Origin of the sequence: Nonomuraea sp. NPDC049607 (assembly GCF_040675375.1) — a bacterium.
Classification (GTDB): Bacteria; Actinomycetota; Actinomycetes; order Streptosporangiales; family Streptosporangiaceae; genus Nonomuraea.
This window is the reverse complement of the sequence record NZ_JBFAOV010000050.1, coordinates 12,701-32,027: the sequence shown is the minus strand read 5'-3', so window position 1 is coordinate 32,027 and position 19,327 is coordinate 12,701. Positions and strand designations below refer to the sequence as shown.

At 71.9% G+C, this 19,327-nt stretch carries 20 protein-coding genes and 1 pseudogene; 5 read left to right on the top strand and 16 right to left on the bottom strand.

Going from position 1 to position 19,327, the window contains the following annotated elements:
* Window positions 1-19: 19 nt before the first annotated feature.
* The 3 genes from AB0J97_RS47070 to AB0J97_RS47060 all read right to left on the bottom strand — a co-directional run bounded on the left by AB0J97_RS47070 (window position 20) and on the right by AB0J97_RS47060 (window position 4,856).
* Window positions 20-3,226: a BTAD domain-containing putative transcriptional regulator gene (locus tag AB0J97_RS47070; protein ID WP_364102598.1), complete on the bottom strand. Its 3,207-nt coding sequence runs from the start codon at window positions 3,224-3,226 to the stop codon at window positions 20-22.
* 11 nt (window positions 3,227-3,237) lie between these two features.
* Window positions 3,238-3,771 carry an NlpC/P60 family protein gene (locus tag AB0J97_RS47065; protein ID WP_364102640.1) on the bottom strand — a complete coding sequence of 178 codons (534 nt, stop codon included), beginning with the start codon at window positions 3,769-3,771 and terminating at the stop codon, window positions 3,238-3,240.
* A gap of 74 nt (window positions 3,772-3,845) precedes the next feature.
* Window positions 3,846-4,856, bottom strand: coding sequence for a lysozyme (locus AB0J97_RS47060; RefSeq protein ID WP_364102595.1), 1,011 nt, complete (start codon window positions 4,854-4,856; stop codon window positions 3,846-3,848).
* Window positions 4,857-5,108: 252 nt separating this feature from the next.
* Between AB0J97_RS47060 and AB0J97_RS47055 the strand changes: the two genes are divergently transcribed.
* From AB0J97_RS47055 to AB0J97_RS47045, 3 genes are read left to right on the top strand one after another with little or no spacing between them, the layout of a single operon-like run.
* Window positions 5,109-6,050 carry an ATP-binding cassette domain-containing protein gene (locus AB0J97_RS47055; RefSeq protein ID WP_364102592.1) on the top strand — a complete coding sequence of 314 codons (942 nt, stop codon included), beginning with the start codon at window positions 5,109-5,111 and terminating at the stop codon, window positions 6,048-6,050.
* Window positions 6,031-6,774, top strand: coding sequence for an ABC transporter permease (locus AB0J97_RS47050; RefSeq protein ID WP_357706322.1), 744 nt, complete (start codon window positions 6,031-6,033; stop codon window positions 6,772-6,774). The genes AB0J97_RS47055 and AB0J97_RS47050 overlap by 20 nt, the downstream gene beginning before the upstream one ends.
* A 9-nt stretch (window positions 6,775-6,783) precedes the next feature.
* A complete protein-coding gene (locus tag AB0J97_RS47045; protein ID WP_364102588.1) occupies window positions 6,784-7,290 on the top strand; it encodes an NUDIX hydrolase in 507 nt (168 codons plus the stop codon).
* On the opposite strand, the gene AB0J97_RS47040 is transcribed toward AB0J97_RS47045, so the two are convergent.
* The 3 genes from AB0J97_RS47040 to AB0J97_RS47030 all read right to left on the bottom strand — a co-directional run bounded on the left by AB0J97_RS47040 (window position 7,287) and on the right by AB0J97_RS47030 (window position 9,347).
* Entirely contained in the window at window positions 7,287-7,952 is a 666-nt protein-coding gene (locus AB0J97_RS47040) for a flavin reductase family protein (RefSeq protein WP_357706320.1), read from the bottom strand. The two genes, AB0J97_RS47045 and AB0J97_RS47040, sit on opposite strands and share 4 nt — an antisense overlap.
* Before the next feature lie 69 nt (window positions 7,953-8,021).
* Window positions 8,022-8,399, bottom strand: a complete 378-nt coding sequence (locus AB0J97_RS47035) for a DUF2255 family protein (protein ID WP_364102584.1) — start codon at window positions 8,397-8,399, stop codon at window positions 8,022-8,024.
* Window positions 8,400-8,471: 72 nt separating this feature from the next.
* Window positions 8,472-9,347 (bottom strand): LuxR C-terminal-related transcriptional regulator, encoded by an 876-nt coding sequence (locus tag AB0J97_RS47030; protein WP_357706318.1) that lies wholly within the window; start codon window positions 9,345-9,347, stop codon window positions 8,472-8,474.
* Between the two features lie 86 nt (window positions 9,348-9,433).
* Here AB0J97_RS47030 and AB0J97_RS47025 point away from each other — a divergent pair, with 86 nt between their 5' ends.
* Both AB0J97_RS47025 and AB0J97_RS47020 read left to right on the top strand, forming a co-directional pair.
* Window positions 9,434-11,050, top strand: a complete 1,617-nt coding sequence (locus tag AB0J97_RS47025; RefSeq protein ID WP_364102580.1) for an AMP-binding protein — start codon at window positions 9,434-9,436, stop codon at window positions 11,048-11,050.
* 178 nt (window positions 11,051-11,228) lie between these two features.
* A complete protein-coding gene (locus AB0J97_RS47020) occupies window positions 11,229-13,718 on the top strand; it encodes a cytochrome c oxidase assembly protein (RefSeq protein ID WP_364102577.1) in 2,490 nt (829 codons plus the stop codon).
* A 31-nt stretch (window positions 13,719-13,749) separates the two neighbouring features.
* Here AB0J97_RS47020 and AB0J97_RS47015 read toward each other — a convergent pair whose 3' ends face one another.
* The 10 genes and pseudogenes from AB0J97_RS47015 to AB0J97_RS46970 form a co-directional block, all read right to left on the bottom strand.
* On the bottom strand, window positions 13,750-14,061 hold the full coding sequence (locus AB0J97_RS47015) for a gas vesicle protein K (RefSeq protein ID WP_364102574.1): 312 nt from the start codon (window positions 14,059-14,061) through the stop codon (window positions 13,750-13,752).
* A complete protein-coding gene (locus AB0J97_RS47010) occupies window positions 14,045-14,284 on the bottom strand; it encodes a gas vesicle protein (RefSeq protein WP_357706314.1) in 240 nt (79 codons plus the stop codon). Before AB0J97_RS47010 ends, AB0J97_RS47015 begins: the two co-directional genes overlap by 17 nt.
* Window positions 14,271-15,077 (bottom strand): GvpL/GvpF family gas vesicle protein, encoded by an 807-nt coding sequence (locus AB0J97_RS47005; RefSeq protein WP_364102571.1) that lies wholly within the window; start codon window positions 15,075-15,077, stop codon window positions 14,271-14,273. The genes AB0J97_RS47010 and AB0J97_RS47005 overlap by 14 nt, the downstream gene beginning before the upstream one ends.
* Complete coding sequence (gene gvpJ, locus AB0J97_RS47000) at window positions 15,067-15,426, bottom strand: gas vesicle protein GvpJ (RefSeq protein ID WP_357706443.1); 360 nt, start codon at window positions 15,424-15,426, stop codon at window positions 15,067-15,069. Before gvpJ (AB0J97_RS47000) ends, AB0J97_RS47005 begins: the two co-directional genes overlap by 11 nt.
* Before the next feature lie 41 nt (window positions 15,427-15,467).
* Window positions 15,468-15,830, bottom strand: coding sequence for a gas vesicle protein (locus AB0J97_RS46995; RefSeq protein WP_357706312.1), 363 nt, complete (start codon window positions 15,828-15,830; stop codon window positions 15,468-15,470).
* A gap of 39 nt (window positions 15,831-15,869) precedes the next feature.
* Window positions 15,870-16,058, bottom strand: a complete 189-nt coding sequence (locus AB0J97_RS46990; protein ID WP_357706311.1) for a gas vesicle protein GvpG — start codon at window positions 16,056-16,058, stop codon at window positions 15,870-15,872.
* A gap of 104 nt (window positions 16,059-16,162) precedes the next feature.
* Window positions 16,163-16,957: a GvpL/GvpF family gas vesicle protein gene (locus AB0J97_RS46985; RefSeq protein WP_364102567.1), complete on the bottom strand. Its 795-nt coding sequence runs from the start codon at window positions 16,955-16,957 to the stop codon at window positions 16,163-16,165.
* A 214-nt stretch (window positions 16,958-17,171) separates the two neighbouring features.
* Window positions 17,172-17,378 (bottom strand): annotated as a pseudogene (gene gvpJ / locus AB0J97_RS46980) (gas vesicle protein GvpJ); the annotation flags it as partial.
* Between the two features lie 56 nt (window positions 17,379-17,434).
* Window positions 17,435-18,730, bottom strand: a complete 1,296-nt coding sequence (locus AB0J97_RS46975; RefSeq protein ID WP_364102564.1) for an SRPBCC family protein — start codon at window positions 18,728-18,730, stop codon at window positions 17,435-17,437.
* Between the two features lie 56 nt (window positions 18,731-18,786).
* Window positions 18,787-19,305, bottom strand: a complete 519-nt coding sequence (locus AB0J97_RS46970; protein ID WP_364102561.1) for a hypothetical protein — start codon at window positions 19,303-19,305, stop codon at window positions 18,787-18,789.
* Between the last annotated feature and the right edge of the window lie 22 nt (window positions 19,306-19,327).

Sequence of the window (19,327 nt, the reverse complement as noted above, 5' to 3'; positions counted from 1 at the left end):
GGCAAGCCCGCCAGATCGGTCAGGGGGTCGTCCGGCGGCGGGCCGCCTCCGCCCAGTGGGGTGAGCCGACGCGTTCGGCCACCTTCAGGGCCTGGGCGTAGTGGCCGTCGGCGGGCAGCCCGAGCAGCTCGGCCAGGTCACCGAGCACCAGCGCGACCGGCCCGAGCGTGATCGACCCGCTGCTCATCCCGGCCAGCTCGTCCGCCCACGGCAGCAGGACGCGGTAGGAGCGTCCGGCCACCTCGCGGTCCCGCAGGGCGACGGCGGTCTGGCCGCGCAGCGCCTGCCACATCAGCCAGTAGTAGTTGCGCGGCAACCACGACTCGGGCCGCCACACCCGCCGGGCCGCGTCGAGCTCGCCCGCGGCCGCCAGCGCCCCGGCGTAGATCTCGTGCACGGTGTCGCTGTTCACGCGTTCCCGGATGGCGGCCAGCTCGTCGAGGGAGTCGCGGACGTTCCCGCGGGCCATCCGGACGGCGAACCTGCACAGCGCACCCATGGCCCGCGCGTTGACGCCGCCGCGCTCGGCCATCTGCTCGGTGAGCCCGGTGTAGACGGCCTCCGCCTCGTCGAACTCGCCCTCGACGAGCTTCCGCAGCGCGCCGAACAGCGTCAGGATGGCCAGCGACATGCCGAGCTGACCGCTGGTGGAGACCGCCACGCCGCTGTCGGCGTGGCGCCTGGCCGCGTCCAGGTCGGTGCGTCCGAGCGCGGCCATGAGCAGCGCGCAGTGGCCCAGCGTGAGGTAGCCGACGAGGCGGTGGGTGCGGCCCAGCTCCAGCAGTTCGGCGCCGACGGCCTCCAGCTCGTCCCGCCGTTCGGGGCTGAGCAGCGCGAAGTAGCGGGCGTTGAGCGCCAGGCAGAGCAGGTCGGGACGGCCGAGGCGGCGGGCCAGGGCCACGGCTTCGGCACCGGCGGCGTCCACGCGGTCGTCGTCGTGCCCCTCCAGTTCGAACACGAGGGCGGCCAGCAGCCGGCAGCGGGTCTCGTCGTCGGGTCCGGCGGCCAGCTCGCGTTCCACGGCCTCCATGAACTCCCGGTTGTAGCGGGAGTCCACCTGGATCGTCCAGACCACGGGGGCTTCGTAGGAGGTCAGCGCGCGGGCGAGCGCGCCGCGGGCGGCGGCGAGCTCGACGGCCCGCGCCCTGGCGGCCAGCGCGCCCAGGACGTCGCCCGCGTGTCCCAGCGCCGACACCAGTCCGCACAGCAGGTCGAGCCTGGTCCCGTCGTCGGTGGCGAACTCCAGCGCGGCGCGCCACAGCGCCGCCGCCTCGCGGTGCGCGTGCAGGCCCGACGCCTGTACGGCCGCCGCCCTGGCGTACCGCACCGCGCTCGGCGCGGCCGCCTCCAGCGCGTGGTGCGCCAGGGCCGCCACGTCGTTCGGCCGCAGCCGCTCCAGCACCGACACCACGCGCCCGTGCAGCCTGGTACGCCGGATCCGCGCGGTGTCCTCGTACAGGGCCTGCCTGACCAGGACGTGCGTGAACCTGACGCGGCCGGGTCCCGGCTCGGCCAGCAGGCCCGTCATGACGCCCGCCTCCAGGCCGTCCAAGACGGTGTCCTCGTCGCCGTCGTGCAGCGCGATCAGCACGTCCACGTCGGCGTCCCTGCCGACGACGGCGGCGTTGCGCAGCACGGTCTGGGCGGTCGCGGGCAGGCGGGTGATGCGGCGGCGGATGAGGTCGCGCACGCCGGGCGGCAGCGCCTCGGCGGCCTGCGGCCCCTCCGAGGCCAGGAGGCGGGCGATCTCGCAGACGAACAGCGGGTTGCCGAGCGATCGCTCCAGGACCGTGCGGACGGTGGCGGGGTCGAGGCCCGTGTGCTGGGAGTGGCGTTCGAGCAGCGTGGCGACGGCGTCCTCGTCGAGCCCGGCGAGCTCGACGTGCCTGCTGCCGGTGGCGAGCGCGGCCAGGGTGGCGGTCAGGTCCTCGGTGGTCTCGGCCGGGCGGTAGGTGGCGACGACCATGATCCGCGCGGCGGGGTCCAGGTGCCGCAGCAGGTGCAGGGTCTCACCGTCGGCCCGGTGGACGTCTTCCAGCACCACGAGCAGGGGCGCGCAGCCCGCCAGGTAGCCGGCCACGGCCCTGGCGAGCTGGAACTGGTTCTGGATGGCGACGCCGTCGTTCAGGAGGGGCGCCAGGCGGGCCGCGTCGGCGGCGGACGGCGGCCGGACGGCGGCGAGCTGCCGGACGATCTCGCTCCACGCCCAGGCGGGCGGCGCGTCGCCGTCGATCTCCGGGCAGCGTCCGAACGCGACCCGCCACCCGCGCTCGGTCAGCTCGGCCGCGAACGCCTCGGCCAGCGCGCTCTTGCCCGCGCCCGGCTCGCCGCCCAGCCAGACCGTGCGCCGGGCCGGTCGCGCGGCCTCCTCCCGCAGCACGGCCAGCTCGCGCGTCCGGCCCACGATCGAGGGCTCCTGCGTGACCACGTGCCGTTCCTGGACGCGTTCGACGACCTCGGGCGCGTGCAGGGACTCGGATTGGCGGAGGATGTCCTGTTCGAGCGCGCGCAGGGCCGGGCCGGGATCGACGCCGAGCTCCTCTGCCAGGCTCTCGCGGGCCTGGCGCAGCACGGCCAGCGCCTCGGCCTGGCTGCCCGCGCGGTAATGGGCCAGGGCCAGCAGGCGGACGGCGTTCTCGCGCAGCGGATGGGCGTCGGCGTGGACGCGCAGCTCCGGCACGGCCTCGGCGTGGCGGCCCCTCAGCAGCGCGGCCTCGGCGCGGTACTCGACGGCGACGAGCCTGAGCTCGGCCAGCCTGGCCGCCTCGGGCGCGGCCCACTCCTCGGCGAACTCGGCGTAGGCGGGGCCCGTCCACAGGTCGAGCGCCTGGTCGAGCAGGTCGTGCGCGACGGCTCCCGCGCCCCGCTTCAGGGCGGCGCCGGCCGCGTCGATGAGTCCGGGCAGCCGCCAGGCGTCCACGGCCTCGTCGGGCAGGCAGAGCCGGTAACCGGGCGGGGCGCTGACGATGACGCGGGCGGGGGCGCGCGGCGGCCGGTCGGGTTCGAGGGCGCGGCGCAGGTTCGAGACGTAGACCTGGAGGGCGGCCAGTGCCTTGGGCGGGGGCTGTCCCTGCCACAGATCTTCGATGAACCGGTCGGTCGAGACGACCTGGCCGTCGGCGGCGACCAGGCGGGCGAGCACGGCGCGCTGTCTGGCGGATCCGAGGTCGAGGCGGCGGCCGTCCAGGGTGGCGTGGAGCGGTCCAAGGAGGTGTAACTGGATCATGGCACCCTTTTTCAGTACCGGTAGAAGCCCGCGAAGTCCGATCTTCGCCCGATATCGTCAATACGCACCAGAGCCCCCGTCTCAGGTGCGTTCATCATCTTCCCACGGCCCAGATAGATGCCCACATGATGCGTCTTGATCTTATTTTTCGTGATTTTTCCGAAGAAGACTAAGTCGCCGGGCAGTGCCCGCTCGACCCGCCGCATCCTGCGCACGTGGTCGTCGGTGTTGCCGGGGCCGAGCACGTCCGTGCCGTTGGCCAGGGCGTACACCCATCGGGCCAGGCCGGAGCAGTCGAGGCCGCGGGTCCGGGCGGCCGGGCAGGGCTTGATCCGGCCACTGTAACCCTGGCAGGTGCCCTTCGTGGGGCCGGGCCGCTCGCCGTGGCCGCCGCCCCACGAGTACGTGATGTCGTACCGCTCGATCTCGTACGCGATGCGGACGATCCTGGACGGCACGAACGTCGACAACGGCATGGACGCCGTACCGGCCAGCAGGACGACGAGCAGCACGACCAGCGGCACGACCGGGCCGGTCACCAACACGCTCAACCGCCGCCGCGCCACCCGTTTCCCCTTTAAGCCGAGATCCCGGGATTTATCCTACCTATCGCGATTTATCAGCTTTTGAGGTTAAGCGTGACTGTTCCTACCTTGACGACCACCCCGACCTGGCCCGTCGGCTTCGGCTTGGTGGTGAACGTGAAGGCGGCCTTCTGACCGCGTTCCAGCTTCTCGATCGCGCAGCGCACCGCCGTGCCGCTGAACTTGCAGCCCGGGGCCTTGACCACCTTCTGCCCGCCGTACGCGCGCCCGGAGATCACGATGTTCTCGACGGGGTGCGGGCCGGTGTTCGTGACGGTGACCCGGTAGAGCTTCCTGCCCTTGACCAGGCCGGAGACCGACACCCGGGCGGGCGGGTTGGCCAGCGACCTGAGCTGGGACTCCGTGCCGTTGAAGGAGTTCTGGCCGCCGGCCAGCGAGCCCTTCTCCGCCGACTGCCAGAATGTGTGCCTCTTCCAGCCCTTCGGCAGCTCACCGGGGTCGCCGCCCCAGCGGGCGAGCCAGAGGGGGTTGGCCTTGAACGCCGCGGAGTTGCCGGTGCAGGTCTGCCACCAGCTCGTGGTGGTGTAGATGATCGCGTCCCGGCCGGTCTGCTGCCGGTACTTCTTGGCGAAGTCCTTGATCCAGGTGACCATGTCCTCGGCGGACAGGTCGTAACAGTTGTTCTTGCCGTTCTTGTCCTTGTACGGGTTGTCCTCGATATCGAGGACGCCGGGCAGCGTTTGACCGTCGCTGGTCCAGTTTCCGCCGTTCTGCAGGAAATACTCGGCCTGCGCTGTCCCGTCGGATTCATGCGGTTGCGCAAAGTGATAAGCGCCGCGCAGAAGACCGGCCGTCGCGGCTCCGGCGAACTGTGCGTCGAACCGTGGATTGCGGTAGTTCGTGCCCTCGGTGGCCTGCACGAACGCGAACTTGCCGCCGCCGGAGGCCACGCTCGCCCAGTCCACGTCGCCCGTCCAGTTGCTGACGTCGACGCCGGGAACACCGTCGGCCGCCTCCGCGACCCCTGTCATGCCGACTGCGGCAATTACCGCAATTAACCACAGACTTTTCACGCCGGAGATCATGACGGAGCCACCACATACACCGCAAGACCTGAAATATTGCGTCTCTTCGCGAAAAATCGCAAAACCCCATGTCGCGGCCCGGAAATCAGCCTCCCGCGGCCACCTCCCAGGACGACGTTTCCGCAGGTCAGAGCCGTACATGAACGTCACATTCGCGTTTGCCAAATCGATATCACCCGGCTCAAACTGAACCGATCCCCGAAAGGGCCCCTGACCAGGGGCTTCTTCGCCATGCCCAGGAGGCGACCACCCATGATCCACACCCGGGGTCTCACCCGAGTGTTCACGCTGAAGAAGGAGACCGTCGAAGCCGTACGCGGCATCGACCTCGACGTCGAACCCGGCCGGCTCGTCGCCTTCCTAGGCCCCAACGGCGCCGGGAAGTCCACCACCCTGCGCCTGCTCACGACCCTGCTGCCGCCCACCTCCGGCACCGCCGTCGTCGCCGGTCACGACGTGACCCGCGACCCGGCCGGTGTGCGCTCCCGCATCGGCTACGTCGGCCAGAAGAACAGCTCGGGCGAGAACTTCCGCGTCCGGGACGAGCTCGTCACGCAGGGCCGCTGCTACGGCCTGAACGTCTCCGACGCCGTCGCCCGGGCCGGCGAGCTGATGCGCCTGCTCGACCTCGAAGACCTGGCCGGCCGCAGGCCGGGCACGCTCTCCGGCGGCCAGCGCCGCCGCCTGGACATCGCGCTCGGCCTCATCCACCGCCCCGACCTGCTCTTCCTCGACGAACCCTCGACCGGCCTCGACCCGAAGAGCCGCGCCGACATCTGGCGGCACATCCTGCGCCTGCGCGAGGCGTACGGGACCACGCTCTTCCTCACCACCCACTACCTGGAGGAGGCCGACGACATGGCCGAACGGGTGGTGATCATCGACAACGGCACGATCATCGCCGACGGCACGGCCGAGCAGCTCAAGAACGACCTGGCCGGCGACACCGTCACGGTCACCGCCGAAACCGCCCAGGACGCCGCCAGGGCCGCCGAGCTGACCGGCGGCCACGCCGAGGGCCTCACCATGCGCCTGCGGGTGGCGAACGCGCCCGCCGCGCTCCCCGGCTGCCTGCGGGCGCTGGACGCCGCCGGGATCAAGGTGACCGCAGCCGAGACCGCCCGCCCCACCCTCGACGACGTGTTCCTCACTCTCACCGGGAGAAGCCTGACCGATGACGACTTTCCTGCGTGACACCGCCACCGTCTTCACCCGCGAGTTCCGGCCGGTCCTGCGCGAGCCGGTCGCGCTGCTGTTCGAGATGGGCCAGCCGCTGCTGTTCCTGTTCCTGTTCGGCGCGCTGCTGGACGGCGCGGTGGGCTCGTCGTGGCAGTGGTTCGTGCCGGGCATTTTGGTCATGATGTGCCTGACCGGGCCGATGTCCGCCGGTTACACGCTGCTGGTGGAGCTGATCGGCGGCTCACTGGAGCGCATGCTGGTCACCCCGCTGAACCGGACGGCGATGCTGGTGGGCCGGGCGCTGAAGGCGATGGTCGTCCTGCTGGCGCAGGCCGTGCTGATCATCGTGCTGGCCGTGCCGCTGGGGTTCGAGCTGTATCCGGCGGGCGTGCTGGCGGGGCTGGCGCAGCTCACCGTCTTCGGGGTGGGGCTGGGGGCGTTCTCGTTCGTCCTGGCCATCCGGTCGGCGCCCGGCGGGACGCTGTTCTACATCGTCAGCCAGTCGATCCTGTTCCCCCTGCTCCTGCTGTCGGGCGTGCTGCTCCCGCTGGACACCGCGCCGGGCTGGCTGCGGGCGGTCGGCACGGCGAACCCGGTCACGTACATCGTCGAGGCCCAGCGCGCGCTGTTCTCCGGCGACCTCGCGAACCCCTCCGTCCTGTACGGCACCGCGTCGGCCTGCCTGGTCGCCGCGATCGGGCTGTACCTGGGCAACCGGGCCATGCGCAAAGGCGTGTGAAATAGGGGCATGACACATGTGGTGGCCTCCTGCGTCGTGCCGTGGATCCCCGTCGACCACCGCCTCGACGTGATCCTCTCCTCGGCCCTCCCGCCCGCCGGCAGCACGACTTCGGCGTTCGCGTTCGTCTCCGACAGCATCGGCAGGGCGCTGCTGACGTGCGTCGACCGGGTCGGGCGCGGCTGGGACATCCCGGGCGGCCACCTGGAGGCCGGTGAGAGCGCCACCGAGGCCGTGGTCCGTGAGCTCCAGGAGGAGACCGGTCTTCTCCTGGAGCCGTCGGCCCTGTCGGTCTTCGCGTGGCAGCGCGTCGAGCTTCTGGCCCCGGCCCCCGCCGGCTACCGGTACGCGGGGCTGACGCACATGGTGATGTTCCGGGCCCGGCTGGCCACGCCCGGCGCCGCGACCGCGCCGCCGACGGGGTCGGAGAGCACGGGCGCGGAGTGGCTGCCCCCGGCGCGGATCAAGGAGCTGTGCGCCGGGCGCACCTGGCTGCCGCTGCTGGAGAGCCTCTAGAGGGTGCGCGCCCGTTCGAGGTCGGCGCTGCGGTAGTGCCGCTCCGGGATGCTGGCCAGCGTGGACGGGTGCACCTGCGGGCCCAGCCCGTACAGCTTCTGGAAGCTCATCATGAGCGGACGCCAGGCGTCGGGGTCGATGTGGTCGTCGGTGCCCTTCAGGCGGATGTCCTCGTGCACCCAGACCCGCTGCACCCGCACCTCGAACGTGAGCACCCCGCCGTCGCCCATCGGATGCGTCTCCTCCACCACGACCTCCATGGCGACCGGGCACTCGGCCACCCTGGGCGCGGCCACCGTCTCCGACGGGACGGCGGTCAGCCCGGCCCGGCCGAACTTGTCCGGCACGAACCGGTAACCGCGCTGGTGCTTGCGCTCGGGCACCGGGTCGCTCCCGGTGGTCAGCGCCAGCCGGTCCACCTGCGGGGCGAGGGCGTCGGAAGGCAGGTTGAGCACGCCTTCGCCGGTCCGCAACAGGTTCTGGGACGTCTTCGACCTGGCCCCGAGCCCCAGCATGCCGCGCCAGCCCAGCCAGAAGACCGACGACATGGGGGCGAGGTTCGGGGTGCCGTCCTCGTTCAGGGTGGAGATCAGGACGACGGGGGTGCCGAAGTAGAGAATATTGGGCTCAATCCGGACGTGCTCATCCACGACAGTGTTCATGCCTTCCACTGTCGCGGCCGGTGGCGGCCGGGCGCTGGCGGCCTTCGGACCTCTCGTTGCCGGGCGGGGTCAGGAGCGCGGCACGAGCCTGATCGTGGCGGCGCGGGCCTGCCCGCTGACCACCGAGTCCACGATGCTCTCCGAGTAGTGGCGGTACTTGTCCCGGTACGCGGCGTCGATCCGGTCGTTGAGCTCCTGGTCGGCGTCGGCGAACGTGACGCCCTTGTCGACGCCCCCGGCCTGGATCCGGCCCCTGCCCCGCTCCTGGGCGCCGCGGAACCAGGCGCCGTCGCGCCCGTTCACGGCCCGGACGTACAGGTCGTCGTCGAGGCGGACGACCCAGATCGTCACCGGGCGGCGCAGCTCGCCGTCGCCGCGCAGGGACGCGATCTCCAGTTCGTCGGCGGCGGCGATCCGGTCGAGTTCGTCGTTCGTCCAAGCAGTCATGGTGGGGGCCTACCCGGAACCGGTCGACGGCGCTGATGGGCATCGTCCGTTGTTGGTAAATCCGCCGGGGGCTCAGGGGAGGTAGCCGGCGCGCCTGGCCGAGACCACGCTCTCCATCCGGGTGTGGGTGCCGAGCTTGCGCATCGCGCTGCGCAGGTAGCTCTTGACCGTCTCCGGCTTCAGGTCGAGCCGCCGGCCGACCTCGGCGTTGCCGCAGCCGACCGCGACGAGGGAGAGCACGTCGAGCTCCCGGGGCGACAGCGGGTTGGCCGGGACGGGCCCGACGTTCGGCGAGCTCAGCCGGTCGCAGACGCCCTGCAACCGCTCGCGCAGGACCGGGTCGGCGACCTCCTGGGCGATCGAGCGCAGCTCGGCGTGCGCCTCGCGCAGTTGCTCCCATTCGGGGCCGGCGGGCCGTTCGCGGGCGGCGCCGGTGATCGCGGCCGTCTCCAGCGCGGCCACCCGCCGCTCCACCTCGGCGCGTACGGCCAGCTCGACGCCGAGCCGGGCGGCGATCTGGTTCATGCCGTCGAGGACGCGGGTGCCGAGCGGAAGCGGCTCGCGGACGCCGCCGTAGAGCAGGCCGTAGACCGTCTCCCCCACCACGACGGGGACGGCCGCGATCGCGCGCAGCCCCTCCACCGCCACCGGCTTGTCGTATTCGTGGCTGATGCGGGAGTCGGTGACGTAGTCCTCGACGCTGCCCGGCCGGGCGGTGACCAGCACCCGGCCGCCCAGGCCGGTGCCGGTGTGGATGGCCAGCCCGCGCAGCACGTCCGTGCGGACGCCCGTCAGCTCGGTGAGCCGCACGGCCCCGCCCGGGGTCGACACCGCGCCGCCGAACAGGACGGGCAGCCCGACCACGTGCCGCATCCGGGTGAGGGCGGCCCGCAGGAGCACGGCGGCCTGCGGGGCCAGGGCACTCGACGGAAGGTGTGTCACCGCCATGTCACCAGCATGGCACGCGGCCGGCCTCCCGCGGCTACCCCTGAACGGGGGTAGCGTGCCTCACCGCCCTGGCGGATGCTTCCGGCATGGGTGACTCACTGCTCTCCTACGCGTCCGGCGTATCCTCGCTCCCCCTGCTGGGCGAGACGATCGGGGAGAACCTGGAACGCGCCGCGGCCCGGTACGCCGACCGCGAGGCGCTGGTCGAGATGGCGAGCGGGCGGCGCTGGACGTACGCGGAGTTCGACGCCGCGGTGGACGAGGTGGCGCTCGGCCTGCTGGCCAGGGGCATCGCCAAGGGCGACCGGGTCGGCATCTGGGCTCCCAACTGCGCCGAATGGGTGCTGACGCAGTACGCCACCGCCAAGATCGGCGCGATCCTGGTCAACATCAACCCGGCCTACCGCGCCCACGAGCTGGACTACGTGGTCCGCCAGTCGGGCATGCGGCTGCTGGTCAGCGCCGTCGAGCACAAGACGAGCGACTACCGCGCGATGCTCGCCGAGATCGGCTTCACGCAGGTGGTGTTCATCGGCGAGCCCGGCTGGGACGAACTGGTCGAGACCGGTCGCCGCGCCGACCCCGACGCGCTGCGCGTACGGGCGGCCACGCTGTCCTTCGACGACCCGATCAACATCCAGTACACCTCGGGCACGACCGGCTTCCCCAAGGGCGCGACGCTGTCGCATCACAACATCCTCAACAACGGCTACTTCGTCGGCGAGGGCGTCGGCTACACCGAGACCGACCGCGTCTGCCTGCCGGTGCCGCTCTACCACTGCTTCGGCATGGTCATGGGCAACCTGGGCGCGACCTCGCACGGCGCCTGCGTGGTGCTGCCCGCGCCCGGCTTCGACGCCGAGGCCACGCTGCGGGCCGTGGAGGCCGAGCGGTGCACGTCCCTGTACGGCGTGCCGACCATGTTCATCGCCGAGCTGGGCCATCCGCGTTTCGCCGAGTTCGACCTGTCGTCGCTGCGCACCGGCATCATGGCGGGCTCGCCGTGCCCGGTCGAGGTGATGAAGCGGGTGATCGGGGAGATGCACATGAGCGAGGTGGCGATCTGTTATGGCATGACCGAGACGTCGCCCGTGTCCACGATGACCCGCCGCGACGACGGCCTGGTTCGGCGCACCGAGACGGTCGGCCAGGTGATGCCGCACCTGGAGGTGAAGATCGTGCACCCGGAGACCGGGCTCGCGGTGCCCCGGGGCGAGCCGGGCGAGCTGTGCACCCGCGGCTACTCGGTGATGCTCGGCTACTGGAACGAGCCGGACAGGACGGCCGAGTCGATCGACGAGGCCCGCTGGATGCACACCGGCGACCTGGCCACCATGGACGCCGAGGGCTACGTCAACATCGTGGGCCGGATCAAGGACATGGTGATCCGCGGCGGCGAGAACGTCTATCCGCGCGAGGTCGAGGAGTACCTGTACACGCATCCCGACATCGCCGACGTCCAGGTGATCGGCGTGCCGGACGAGAAGTACGGCGAGGAGCTGATGGCCTGGATCGTCATGCGCCCGGACACCGAGCCGCTGACCGCCGAGGCGGTCAGGCGCTTCTGCTCCGGCCGCCTGGCCCACTACAAGGTCCCCCGCTACGTCCACCTGGTCAACGGGTTCCCGATGACGGTCACGGGCAAGATCCGCAAGGTCGAGATGCGCGAACAGGCCGTCACCCTCCTGGGCCTGCACGACTGACCCGCGCCCCGGACGGCTGAACCGGGGCCGGTCGGGCTGCGTACCTTCGCTTGTGCGCCGGAAGCAGACGATCACCGCGCCTGGCCCGGGTACGGCCCCTGTGGGAGCATGTGGGGACCGCGCCCGCCCCGGCCGGCGCGGCCGGGTTTCTGGCCTCGGACGACGTGGCGGGTGGCCTATGAGAGCTTCCGCACGGACGTACGCCGTGTTCGCGGTCGGCGTGGGCGTCCTGGTGCTGGTCGCGGTGCTGCGCTTCGGCGGCGGCGCCGGCACGGTGGAGGTCTTCGGGCTGCCCACCGCCGGGCCGGTCACCGACTGGGGCCTGCCGCTGGCCCGCCTCGCCCTCGACCTGTGCGCGGTGGCCTGCGTGGGGACGTTGCTGGCGGCGTCCGTGCTGGCCCCTGGCGGCTCGCCGGAGTCGGAGCGGTGCCTGCGCGCGGCGGGCTGGTGGGCGCTGGGATGGGCGGTCGCCGCCCTGGCCGGTTACGTGTTCACCCTGTCCAGCTTCATCCCGATGCCGGTGGCGAACCTGCTCGCCGAGCCCGGCATGCTCGACTTCGGCACGTCACTGCCGCAGACGCAGGCGCTGCTGGTGGTGCTGGTCACGACGTTCGCGGTGGCGCTGACCACGCTCGTACGGCGGCTGCCCGCCTGGGTCCCACTGGCCGTGGCGGCGTTCGGGCTGCTGCCGCCCGCCTACGTGGGCCATGCCGCCTCGGCGGCCGACCACGACATCGCCGTGTCCGCGCTGATGGCCCACCTGCTGGGGGTGTCGGTGTGGGTGGGCGGCCTGGGCGCGGTGCTGCTGCACTTCCGGCGCTCGGCGGACCTGCGGGTCGTCCTGCCGCGGTTCAGCACGATCGCGTTGTGCTGCTTCGCCGCGGTCGCCTTCTCCGGCCTGGTCAGCGCCTGGGTGCGGCTCGACAGCCTCTCCGACCTGTGGCTGAGCCGGTACGGCCTGCTCCTGCTGGCCAAGGTCGCGGCCCTGGCGGTGCTGGCCTGGTTCGGCCGGCGGCATCGTCTGCGTACCGTCGCCGGGGTGGCCGATCGCGGGGTGCGCCGCACGTTCGTCCGCCTGGCCGTGGGCGAGGTGACGGTGATGGTGGCGGCGACCGGGCTGGCCGTCGGCCTGTCCCGTACCCCGCCGCCGCCCGGCGCGGGTGGCGGGCACGACCATCCCGTCCTGGAGTACGCCCTCGCGCCCTTCTCGCCCGGCGCCCTCCTCAGCGAGGTGCGGCTCGACCCGCTCGTCCTGCTGCTGCTGGCGCTGCCCGCCGCCGGCTACCTGGCCGGCCTGCGCCGGGTGCCCGGCTGGCCGGTCCTCCGCACGCTCTCCTGGCACGCCGGGCTGGCCCTGGCCGCGGTCGCGTTGCTCGGCGGGGTGGGCGGCTACGCGCGGGCGATGGCGTCGGCCCAGGCCGTGCAGCACGTCGTCCTCGCCGTCGTCGCGCCGCTGCTGCTGTGCGCGGGCGCGCCGCTCACCCTCGCCGCGCGGGCCACCGGCCCCGGCTCCCGGTACGGCCCGCTCGGCGACCGCGCCTTCGGGCGGCGTCTCACCCGTCCCGCCTTCCTGACGGCCGCCGTCCCGCTGCTGCTCCTGCTGCTGTACGGGACGGCGTGGCTGCCCTGGTCGCTCGCCGGGTACGCGCCCCACCTGGTCACCATGGCCGGGTCCGCCGGGGTCGGCCTGCTGGTCGCCTGGGCGGTGCTCGACCTCGACCCGTTGCCCAGGCCGTTCCCGTGGGCCGCGCGGGTCCGGCTGCTGGCGGTGGCCGCCGTCGCGTACCTGGGGCTCGGGACGTACCTGCTGGTGGGACCGGCGGTCGCGGCGGACTGGTTCTCCCTGGCGGCCCCGCTCGGGGTGCCCGATCCGCTGGCCGACCAGCGCGTGGCCGGGGCGGTGTTCCTGCTGGTGCCGCTGGCCGCCTTCGCGTTCCCGGCCGTGCGCCTGGCCCTGCGGCGGCAGGCCGCCCGCGCGCGGCGCCCCCGGCCCGTCCTAGACTCCTCCCTTATGGGCGATCTCCCGGTCTACGACGTTGTCCTGCTGCCTCCGCACGACGTCAACGCTCAGTCCGTACACCTGAGCCGGCGCTGCGCGGAGGCCACCGCGACCGAGTTCGTCCTGCGAGAGGACGGCCTCTACCCGCACATCTCGCTCTACATGGCCAACTTCACCCCCGACGGGCTCGAAGAGGCCGTCGCGCTGCTGCACGAGCTCAGCCGGCGCACCTCCGCGATGCGCCTGGAAGGCGAGTCCTTCGCCGCCAACGAGCACGGCATGGTCGAGCTGTTCTTCCGGAAGACGGACGCGATCACCCGGCTCCAGGAGGACGTCGTCACCGCGCTCGGCCCGTTGCGCACGGGCCTGCGCCACCTCGACCCGGTCGGCCGCGTCCTGGCCGACCACCGGCTCACCGCGCCGCCCACGGCCCGCGCCAACCTCGACCTGCACGGCTACGACGAGATCGGCGACCTGTTCCGCCCGCACATCACCCTCACCCGGCTCCAGCGGCCGGACCACCCGCTCGACCTGGGTCTCCTGGCCGAGCCCGCGGCCTTCACCGCCACCTACCAGACCCTGGCGCTGTGCGTGATGGGCGAGCACGGCACCTGCACCGAGATCGTCGAGACCTTCACTCTGGACACCGCCCCCGTCACCCCGTACTGAACGGTCCGCCTCCTCGGCCTGCGCGCCTGCGTCAGTCCGTGGGGAGCAGGGTACCCAGGGGGCCGAGGTCGAGGTTGAGGTCGGCGGGGGACAGGCCGAAGCGTTCGCAGAGCTCGGCCATGGCCTCCTCCAGCCGCATCAGGGTCAGCCCCACCGCCTCAAGCTGCTCCTCCGACAGGTCGCCGTTGTCCATCCGCCGCACGCACTGACGTTCGACGAGCTGGCGGATCAGCTCGACCAGCGTCAGCACCAGCCGGCTCAGGTCGCGCTCCACCGAGTCGGCGTCCGTCTCCAGCCGCCATTCGCCGCGTCTCGCCGTCCGCCCGTCACTCCTGCCCGTCACGTCGCATCCCTCCTTCGACCGCGTCGCCCTCCCTGACGCTCACCAGCAGGGCCCTCAGGGAGATCCGTACGAGGTCGATGCCAGAGATGGACAGCACGACGTCGCCGATCACCACCGCCCCACCCGCCAGCAGGCGGTCCAGCAGGTCGACGAGCGCCACCCGCTGCTCGGGAAGGCGGCCCTCGGCGGCGAGCCGGCCTCCTCTCGGCTCAGGAAGCGTCACCGTGGGCCGCCTCACCCTCCTGGTCGAGCGTGGCGAAGGAGTAAGGCGCCCAGGGGCCGACGAGTTCCACGGCGACGCCCTGCCCGACGATGTCCTCGATCACCCGGGTGAACTCGGCGGCGCGTTCCTCGTCCACCAGGTAGGCGCCGTTGAGGACCATCTGCTCCCGGCGTCCGGACAGCTGCGGGTCCTGGGCGCGGTGGCGACGGCCGACGACGGCGACGTGCATCAGCGCCTCGTGCACGGCCTGGGCGTGCTCGGCGGCCCGGCGCCAGTCGGCCTCCCGCCCGCGCAGGGCCGCCCGGCGGCGGTTCAGGTACGCCGCCCCCGGCGACGCGCCCCGCGGACCGTCCACCGGCTCGGCCGCCGGCTCGGCCGCCGGCTCGGCGGGGACCGGGACGGCGTACGCCTTGACGCCCCACTCCTGCCGGCCCGTCACCCGCGACAACACCGCGTCGAACTGCTCGTGCCGCTCGTCGAGAAGCTCCCGTACCTGCGCCTCTCCCGTGTAGACGGTGACCAGCCGCACCGGGGCCGTGGACCGCAGGCCGGCGATGGCCTCCACCACCCGGTGATGGGTGCGCGCGGTCTCCTCCAGCCAGGCCAGGTCCTCCATCGAGCGCCGCAGCGCCTCCTCGCCGAACTCCTCCAGCGAGACCGTACTGAGGAAGGCGGCCAGGCCCGCGTGCACGAGACGGCGCACGGGCGCGCCCGCCACGCCGGTCAGGCCGTCGGGCCCCTCGCCCTCCGCACGCGTGACCGCGTACAGGTAGACGCCCTGATCAGTGGCCACGCTCGACCGCCTCAGGCCCGTGACCGGACACGTGCCCGGCGTCGCCGCTCGGCACCACCCGCGCGGACACCATCTCCTCCAGCGCCGCGAGACGGCGGCGCAGCTTGCGGTTCTCCTTGGCCAGCTCCTGGGTGCCGCCGGTGAGCCACGGATCGTGCTCCCACCAGTCGATGCCCATCTCACGGGCGGTGTCCACCGAGGCGATGAGCAGCCGCAGCTTGATCGTCAGCAGTTCGATGTCGAGCAGGTTCACCTGGATGTCGCCGGCGATCACCACGCCCCGGTCGAGCACGCGCTCCAGGATGTCGCCGAGGTTGGCCGACTCCCGGCCGCCGTGGCCGGACTGCATCGAGGACCCGGGAAGGTACGGACTCGGCCGCACGTTGGCGCTCACCGCGCCCCCTCGGCCAGGTCACCGCTGCCCCGCTTGTAGCGGCGCACCCGGCGGTAGGACAGAAGGTCGCCCGCCATGTCGAGCTCGATCTCGTACAGGGCCAGGGTGTCCCCGGACGACGGGATGCGCCGGTCCTCCACGATCTCCACGCCGACCAGCCACCCGTCCTCCGCCGGCTCGACCAGCGTGACGGACTCGGCCTCCTTGCCGGTCAGCTCGGTCATCATGCGCAGCCCCACCCCGGCCACCGCGGCGGCCGGGAGGTCCGCCGAGCGCGTACGAGGCGGCCCCTCGCCGCTGATGTCCGCGCTTCCCGTTCCTGGCGCGTGCTTGCTCCCGGTTCCCTGCCTGGCAGGCACGAAATCACCCCCGTACTCCCCCGATGCGGCGCGGGCGCCTCACCAGCCGACCATCCCCTGCAAGATCTCCTCGACCGCCCGCTCCTCCTCCTCCTCGGAGATCCGGCCGGCGGCCCTGGCCTGCTCCACCTCCTCCAGGCGGCGCCGGACCACGGCCGGATCGTGCAGCTCCCGCTCGACCTGGTCGCGCAGGAGCTCCCCGAGTTTGACGACCGCATAAACCGGCATAAGTGGCCAGCCAAAAAGCAACGTCCCCAGTCCCAAGGATGTTCACTCCTCTCTGACGTCGCTGTCCGCGCCGAGCCGTCAGCTCGTGCCGTCAGCTCGTGCCGTCAGCTCGTGCCGACGAAGTCGTACGGCGCCATCGGCCCCAGCAGGCGTACCTCGACCCGGCCCGACCAGCGGCGGGTCAGCTCGTCCACCGCCTGCTCGATCTCGGCCTTCTTGCCCCGCTCCACCAGCGCGGCCACGTGCGCGGCGTCCCGTTCGTGGGCGGGCTCGCGCACGACCAGTTGCTCGCAGACGTCGGAGAGCTCGTCCACGACGGCCGCCGTGTCCACCTCGCGTTTGTCCGCGATCGTGCCTTCGATGATCTCCCCCAGGCGCATGCGCTCGTTGCGCGTCGCGTCCTCGGGCAGGCCGGCGATCTGCTGCCGGAGGTCCGCGGCCTCGCCGTTCTCCCGCAGGATCTCGCGCAGGATCGCCTGCTCGTCGTACCGGCCGTTGACGACGTACTGCGTCCGGCCCTCCACCTCCTGCAGGGCGTCGGCGAACTGGTCGTGGTACGGCTTCAGCAGCTCCTCCACCACGGCGTCGGAGTCGGTCAGCACCGCCCCGAACCGGAACGGCAGCACCGGCACCTCCGCCGCGGTCTGGTCGAGCAGCCGCTGGTGCGCCTGGAGATCCTTCGGCCGGCCCAGCGGGCGGTCCACCTCGACGTCGCTCACCAGAGCGGCGATCTGGCCGAACGGCACCAGCCGCACCTCCCCGGCCGGCTGCCCGACCCCCTCGGTCCCGGGCTCCACCTCGACATCCGTCGGCACGATCCCGTACACGTAGGACGCGCTGCCGTTCACGCTCGCCGGCGAGGTCTCCTCGGCCTCGGCGGCCCTGTCACGTGGCGACATCTCAGCCATCCTCTCTACGACGTGCCCGGCGCGGTTCTTCCTCGCGTTCCACGACGTCACCCGCGATCTCCTGGATCTCGTCCGTCTCCTCGGACGGGGCTTCCAGCGCTCCGCCGGCAGGCTCGTTCGCCTGGCTGACGGCCCTCGCCTGCGTCACTCCCTCGACGACCTCCGGCAGTCCCTTCTCCGTGGCCGACAGGTCGAGCCGGTTGGCCGCCTCCGCGAAGCGCAGGTACGTGTCCACGCTGGCCACGACGATCCGGCTGTCGATCGTCAGCACCTCGATGCCGACGAGCGAGACGCGGACGAAGGCGTCGATGACGAGGCCCTTGTCGAGGATGGTGTCGATGACGTCCGCCAGGCTTGTCCCCGCGGTGCCGCTGCTGGCCGGCGTGCCGCGACCGGCAGGCTGAACGGTCATGTCGTTCCCCCTGTTACTGGCTGGCCGGGCCTTCGGCGACAGGCCCTGACGAGTGGCTACTCGGCTCGGATCCGGCGCCGGCGTACCGGCCGGTCCTGCTCGGCGGCCCGGCGGGTGGGCGCTCCGGCCCGACGCCGCGCAACCGGAGCCGCGGGACGCTCCTCCTCGGGCTCCTCTTCCTCTTCCTCCTCGGGCTCCTCTTCCTCTTCCTCCTCGGGCTCCTCTTCCTCTTCCTCTTCCTCTTCGGGCTCCTCCTCTTCGGGCTCTTCTTCCTCTTCCTCTTCCTCGGGCTCGCCCTCGCTCAGCTCGTCCTCGTCCTCGAACTCTTCCTCTTCGGCCCTCTCGCCCTCCTCGGGCTCCTCGCCCTCCTCGGGCTCCTCTTCCTCGGCGCCCTGCCGGTCCTGTTCCTCCTGGACGGCGGTCTGGTGATCCTTGACGACCTCGCTGTCGTGGATCTCACCGCGCCAGCCCTCCAGTTCGTCGGGCTTCAGCAGCAGGTGCGCCATCACGTGCCGTCTGAAGTGCTTGAGCTCCAGCCGTACGCGTCGCCCCTGCGCGCGCCACAGGTTGCCGGTCCGCTCGAACAGGCCCTGCGGGTGGTACTCCAGGACGACCAGGACCCGGGTCAGGTCGGGAGTGACCTCGTGGAAGGTCACGGCTCCGTCGACATACCCCTTCTGTCCCTCTGACCGCCAGATGATCCGCTGATCCGGGATCTGCTCGACGATGTGCGCCTTCCAGCTCCTGTGCGACCAGAAGACCTGGGCCTTCCAGGAAAGCTCCTCGTCGCTGTCCTGCTTGACGGTCTCGACCTTCTTCATGAACGTCGGGAAGTCCTGGAACTGGGTCCACTGGTCGTACACCAGACGCCGTGGCGCGCCGACGTCGATCGACTCCACGATGTTGGTGATCTTCTCGTGGCCCGCCTTCCCGCCGCCACCGCCGGTGAGCTTCTGGAAGATGCCCTTCAGACCCCCCTTGAGGCCGCCCTTCAGGCCACCGGTCAGGCCGCCCTTCAGGGCTCCGCTGACGAACCCGCCCGGCTTGTCCGAGCCCGTGACCGCGCTCATCAGGCCCTTCCCGCCGTGTTCCACGTAGTCGGAGAGACGGCCGGTCAGGCCTTCGAGCTTGTCCCCCGCGGAGGACAGCACCCGCGAGCCCGCGGCCTGCAGCAGCCCCTGTGCGGACTGGACGAGCCGGTCCATCGGCAGGCTGTCGGCAATTCCGTGACCGGCCTCCCCCGCCTTCCCCGCGGCCTCACCGGCCTTTCCCACGGCTTCCCCTGCCTGGTCCTCGACCTTGCCCTTCGCGGCCTGGCCGGCGCGACGGGCCGTGCCGGTGGCTTTGCCCAAGGCTCTCCCACCGGCTCCTGTCGCCTTCTTCGCTGCCTCTGCCTCAGTCACCGCACTCACCTCCGCGACTGGCTGACCCGCCGGACAGGACGCGTTCGCCGCTGTCCTCGATGACCCTCGGGTTGCTGCCCGGCCTGCTCCGGTTCCTCGGTCGCCTCTTCGTCCTCGTCCTCGTCGTAACGATCGCTTTCGTCGTAGTCCTCTTCGTCGTAGTCCGCTTCCTCGCCTCTGGGCGCCTGCTGCTTCGCGGGCTTGGCCTCGTCCTGCTCGGCGTGGGACTTCCCGCCGTGCTCCTGGAGCTTGTGGGTCAGGGAGTCGATCTGCCTGCTGGCCGCCGACACGGCCGCCGCCTTGCCGACCTCCATGAGCTCGCCCCGGAGGCGGCCGGTCATCCGCTGCAGCTCCGGATTGGAGCTGAGGGCCTTGACGCCCTGCGCCAGCAGGCCGCCCTCGCCACAGCTGGCACGTCCGGCCAGCCCCGCCGCCGCCAGTGCCGCCGCCATGCGCAACTTGTGGCGCCGTCCGAGGTAGTACCCGGCGAGTACGGCAAAGGCCACCTGCAACCTGTTCGACATGATCAGCACTCCTTCCCGCTCA

Bases quoted from the DNA above. Each gene is read 5' to 3' on its own strand.
- AB0J97_RS47070 (WP_364102598.1), bottom strand. From the start codon at position 3,226: ATGATCCAGTTACACCTCCTTGGACCGCTCCACGCCACCCTGGACGGC.
- AB0J97_RS47060 (WP_364102595.1), bottom strand. From the start codon at position 4,856: ATGATCTCCGGCGTGAAAAGTCTGTGGTTAATTGCGGTAATTGCCGCA.
- AB0J97_RS47055 (WP_364102592.1), top strand. From the start codon at position 5,109: ATGATCCACACCCGGGGTCTCACCCGAGTGTTCACGCTGAAGAAGGAG.
- AB0J97_RS47050 (WP_357706322.1), top strand. From the start codon at position 6,031: ATGACGACTTTCCTGCGTGACACCGCCACCGTCTTCACCCGCGAGTTC.
- AB0J97_RS47045 (WP_364102588.1), top strand. From the start codon at position 6,784: ATGACACATGTGGTGGCCTCCTGCGTCGTGCCGTGGATCCCCGTCGAC.
- AB0J97_RS47040 (WP_357706320.1), bottom strand. From the start codon at position 7,952: ATGAACACTGTCGTGGATGAGCACGTCCGGATTGAGCCCAATATTCTC.
- AB0J97_RS47035 (WP_364102584.1), bottom strand. From the start codon at position 8,399: ATGACTGCTTGGACGAACGACGAACTCGACCGGATCGCCGCCGCCGAC.
- AB0J97_RS47030 (WP_357706318.1), bottom strand. From the start codon at position 9,347: ATGGCGGTGACACACCTTCCGTCGAGTGCCCTGGCCCCGCAGGCCGCC.
- AB0J97_RS47025 (WP_364102580.1), top strand. From the start codon at position 9,434: ATGGGTGACTCACTGCTCTCCTACGCGTCCGGCGTATCCTCGCTCCCC.
- AB0J97_RS47020 (WP_364102577.1), top strand. From the start codon at position 11,229: ATGAGAGCTTCCGCACGGACGTACGCCGTGTTCGCGGTCGGCGTGGGC.
- gvpJ (WP_357706443.1), bottom strand. From the start codon at position 15,426: ATGCAGTCCGGCCACGGCGGCCGGGAGTCGGCCAACCTCGGCGACATC.
- AB0J97_RS46990 (WP_357706311.1), bottom strand. From the start codon at position 16,058: ATGCCGGTTTATGCGGTCGTCAAACTCGGGGAGCTCCTGCGCGACCAG.
- AB0J97_RS46985 (WP_364102567.1), bottom strand. From the start codon at position 16,957: ATGTCGCCACGTGACAGGGCCGCCGAGGCCGAGGAGACCTCGCCGGCG.
- AB0J97_RS46970 (WP_364102561.1), bottom strand. From the start codon at position 19,305: ATGTCGAACAGGTTGCAGGTGGCCTTTGCCGTACTCGCCGGGTACTAC.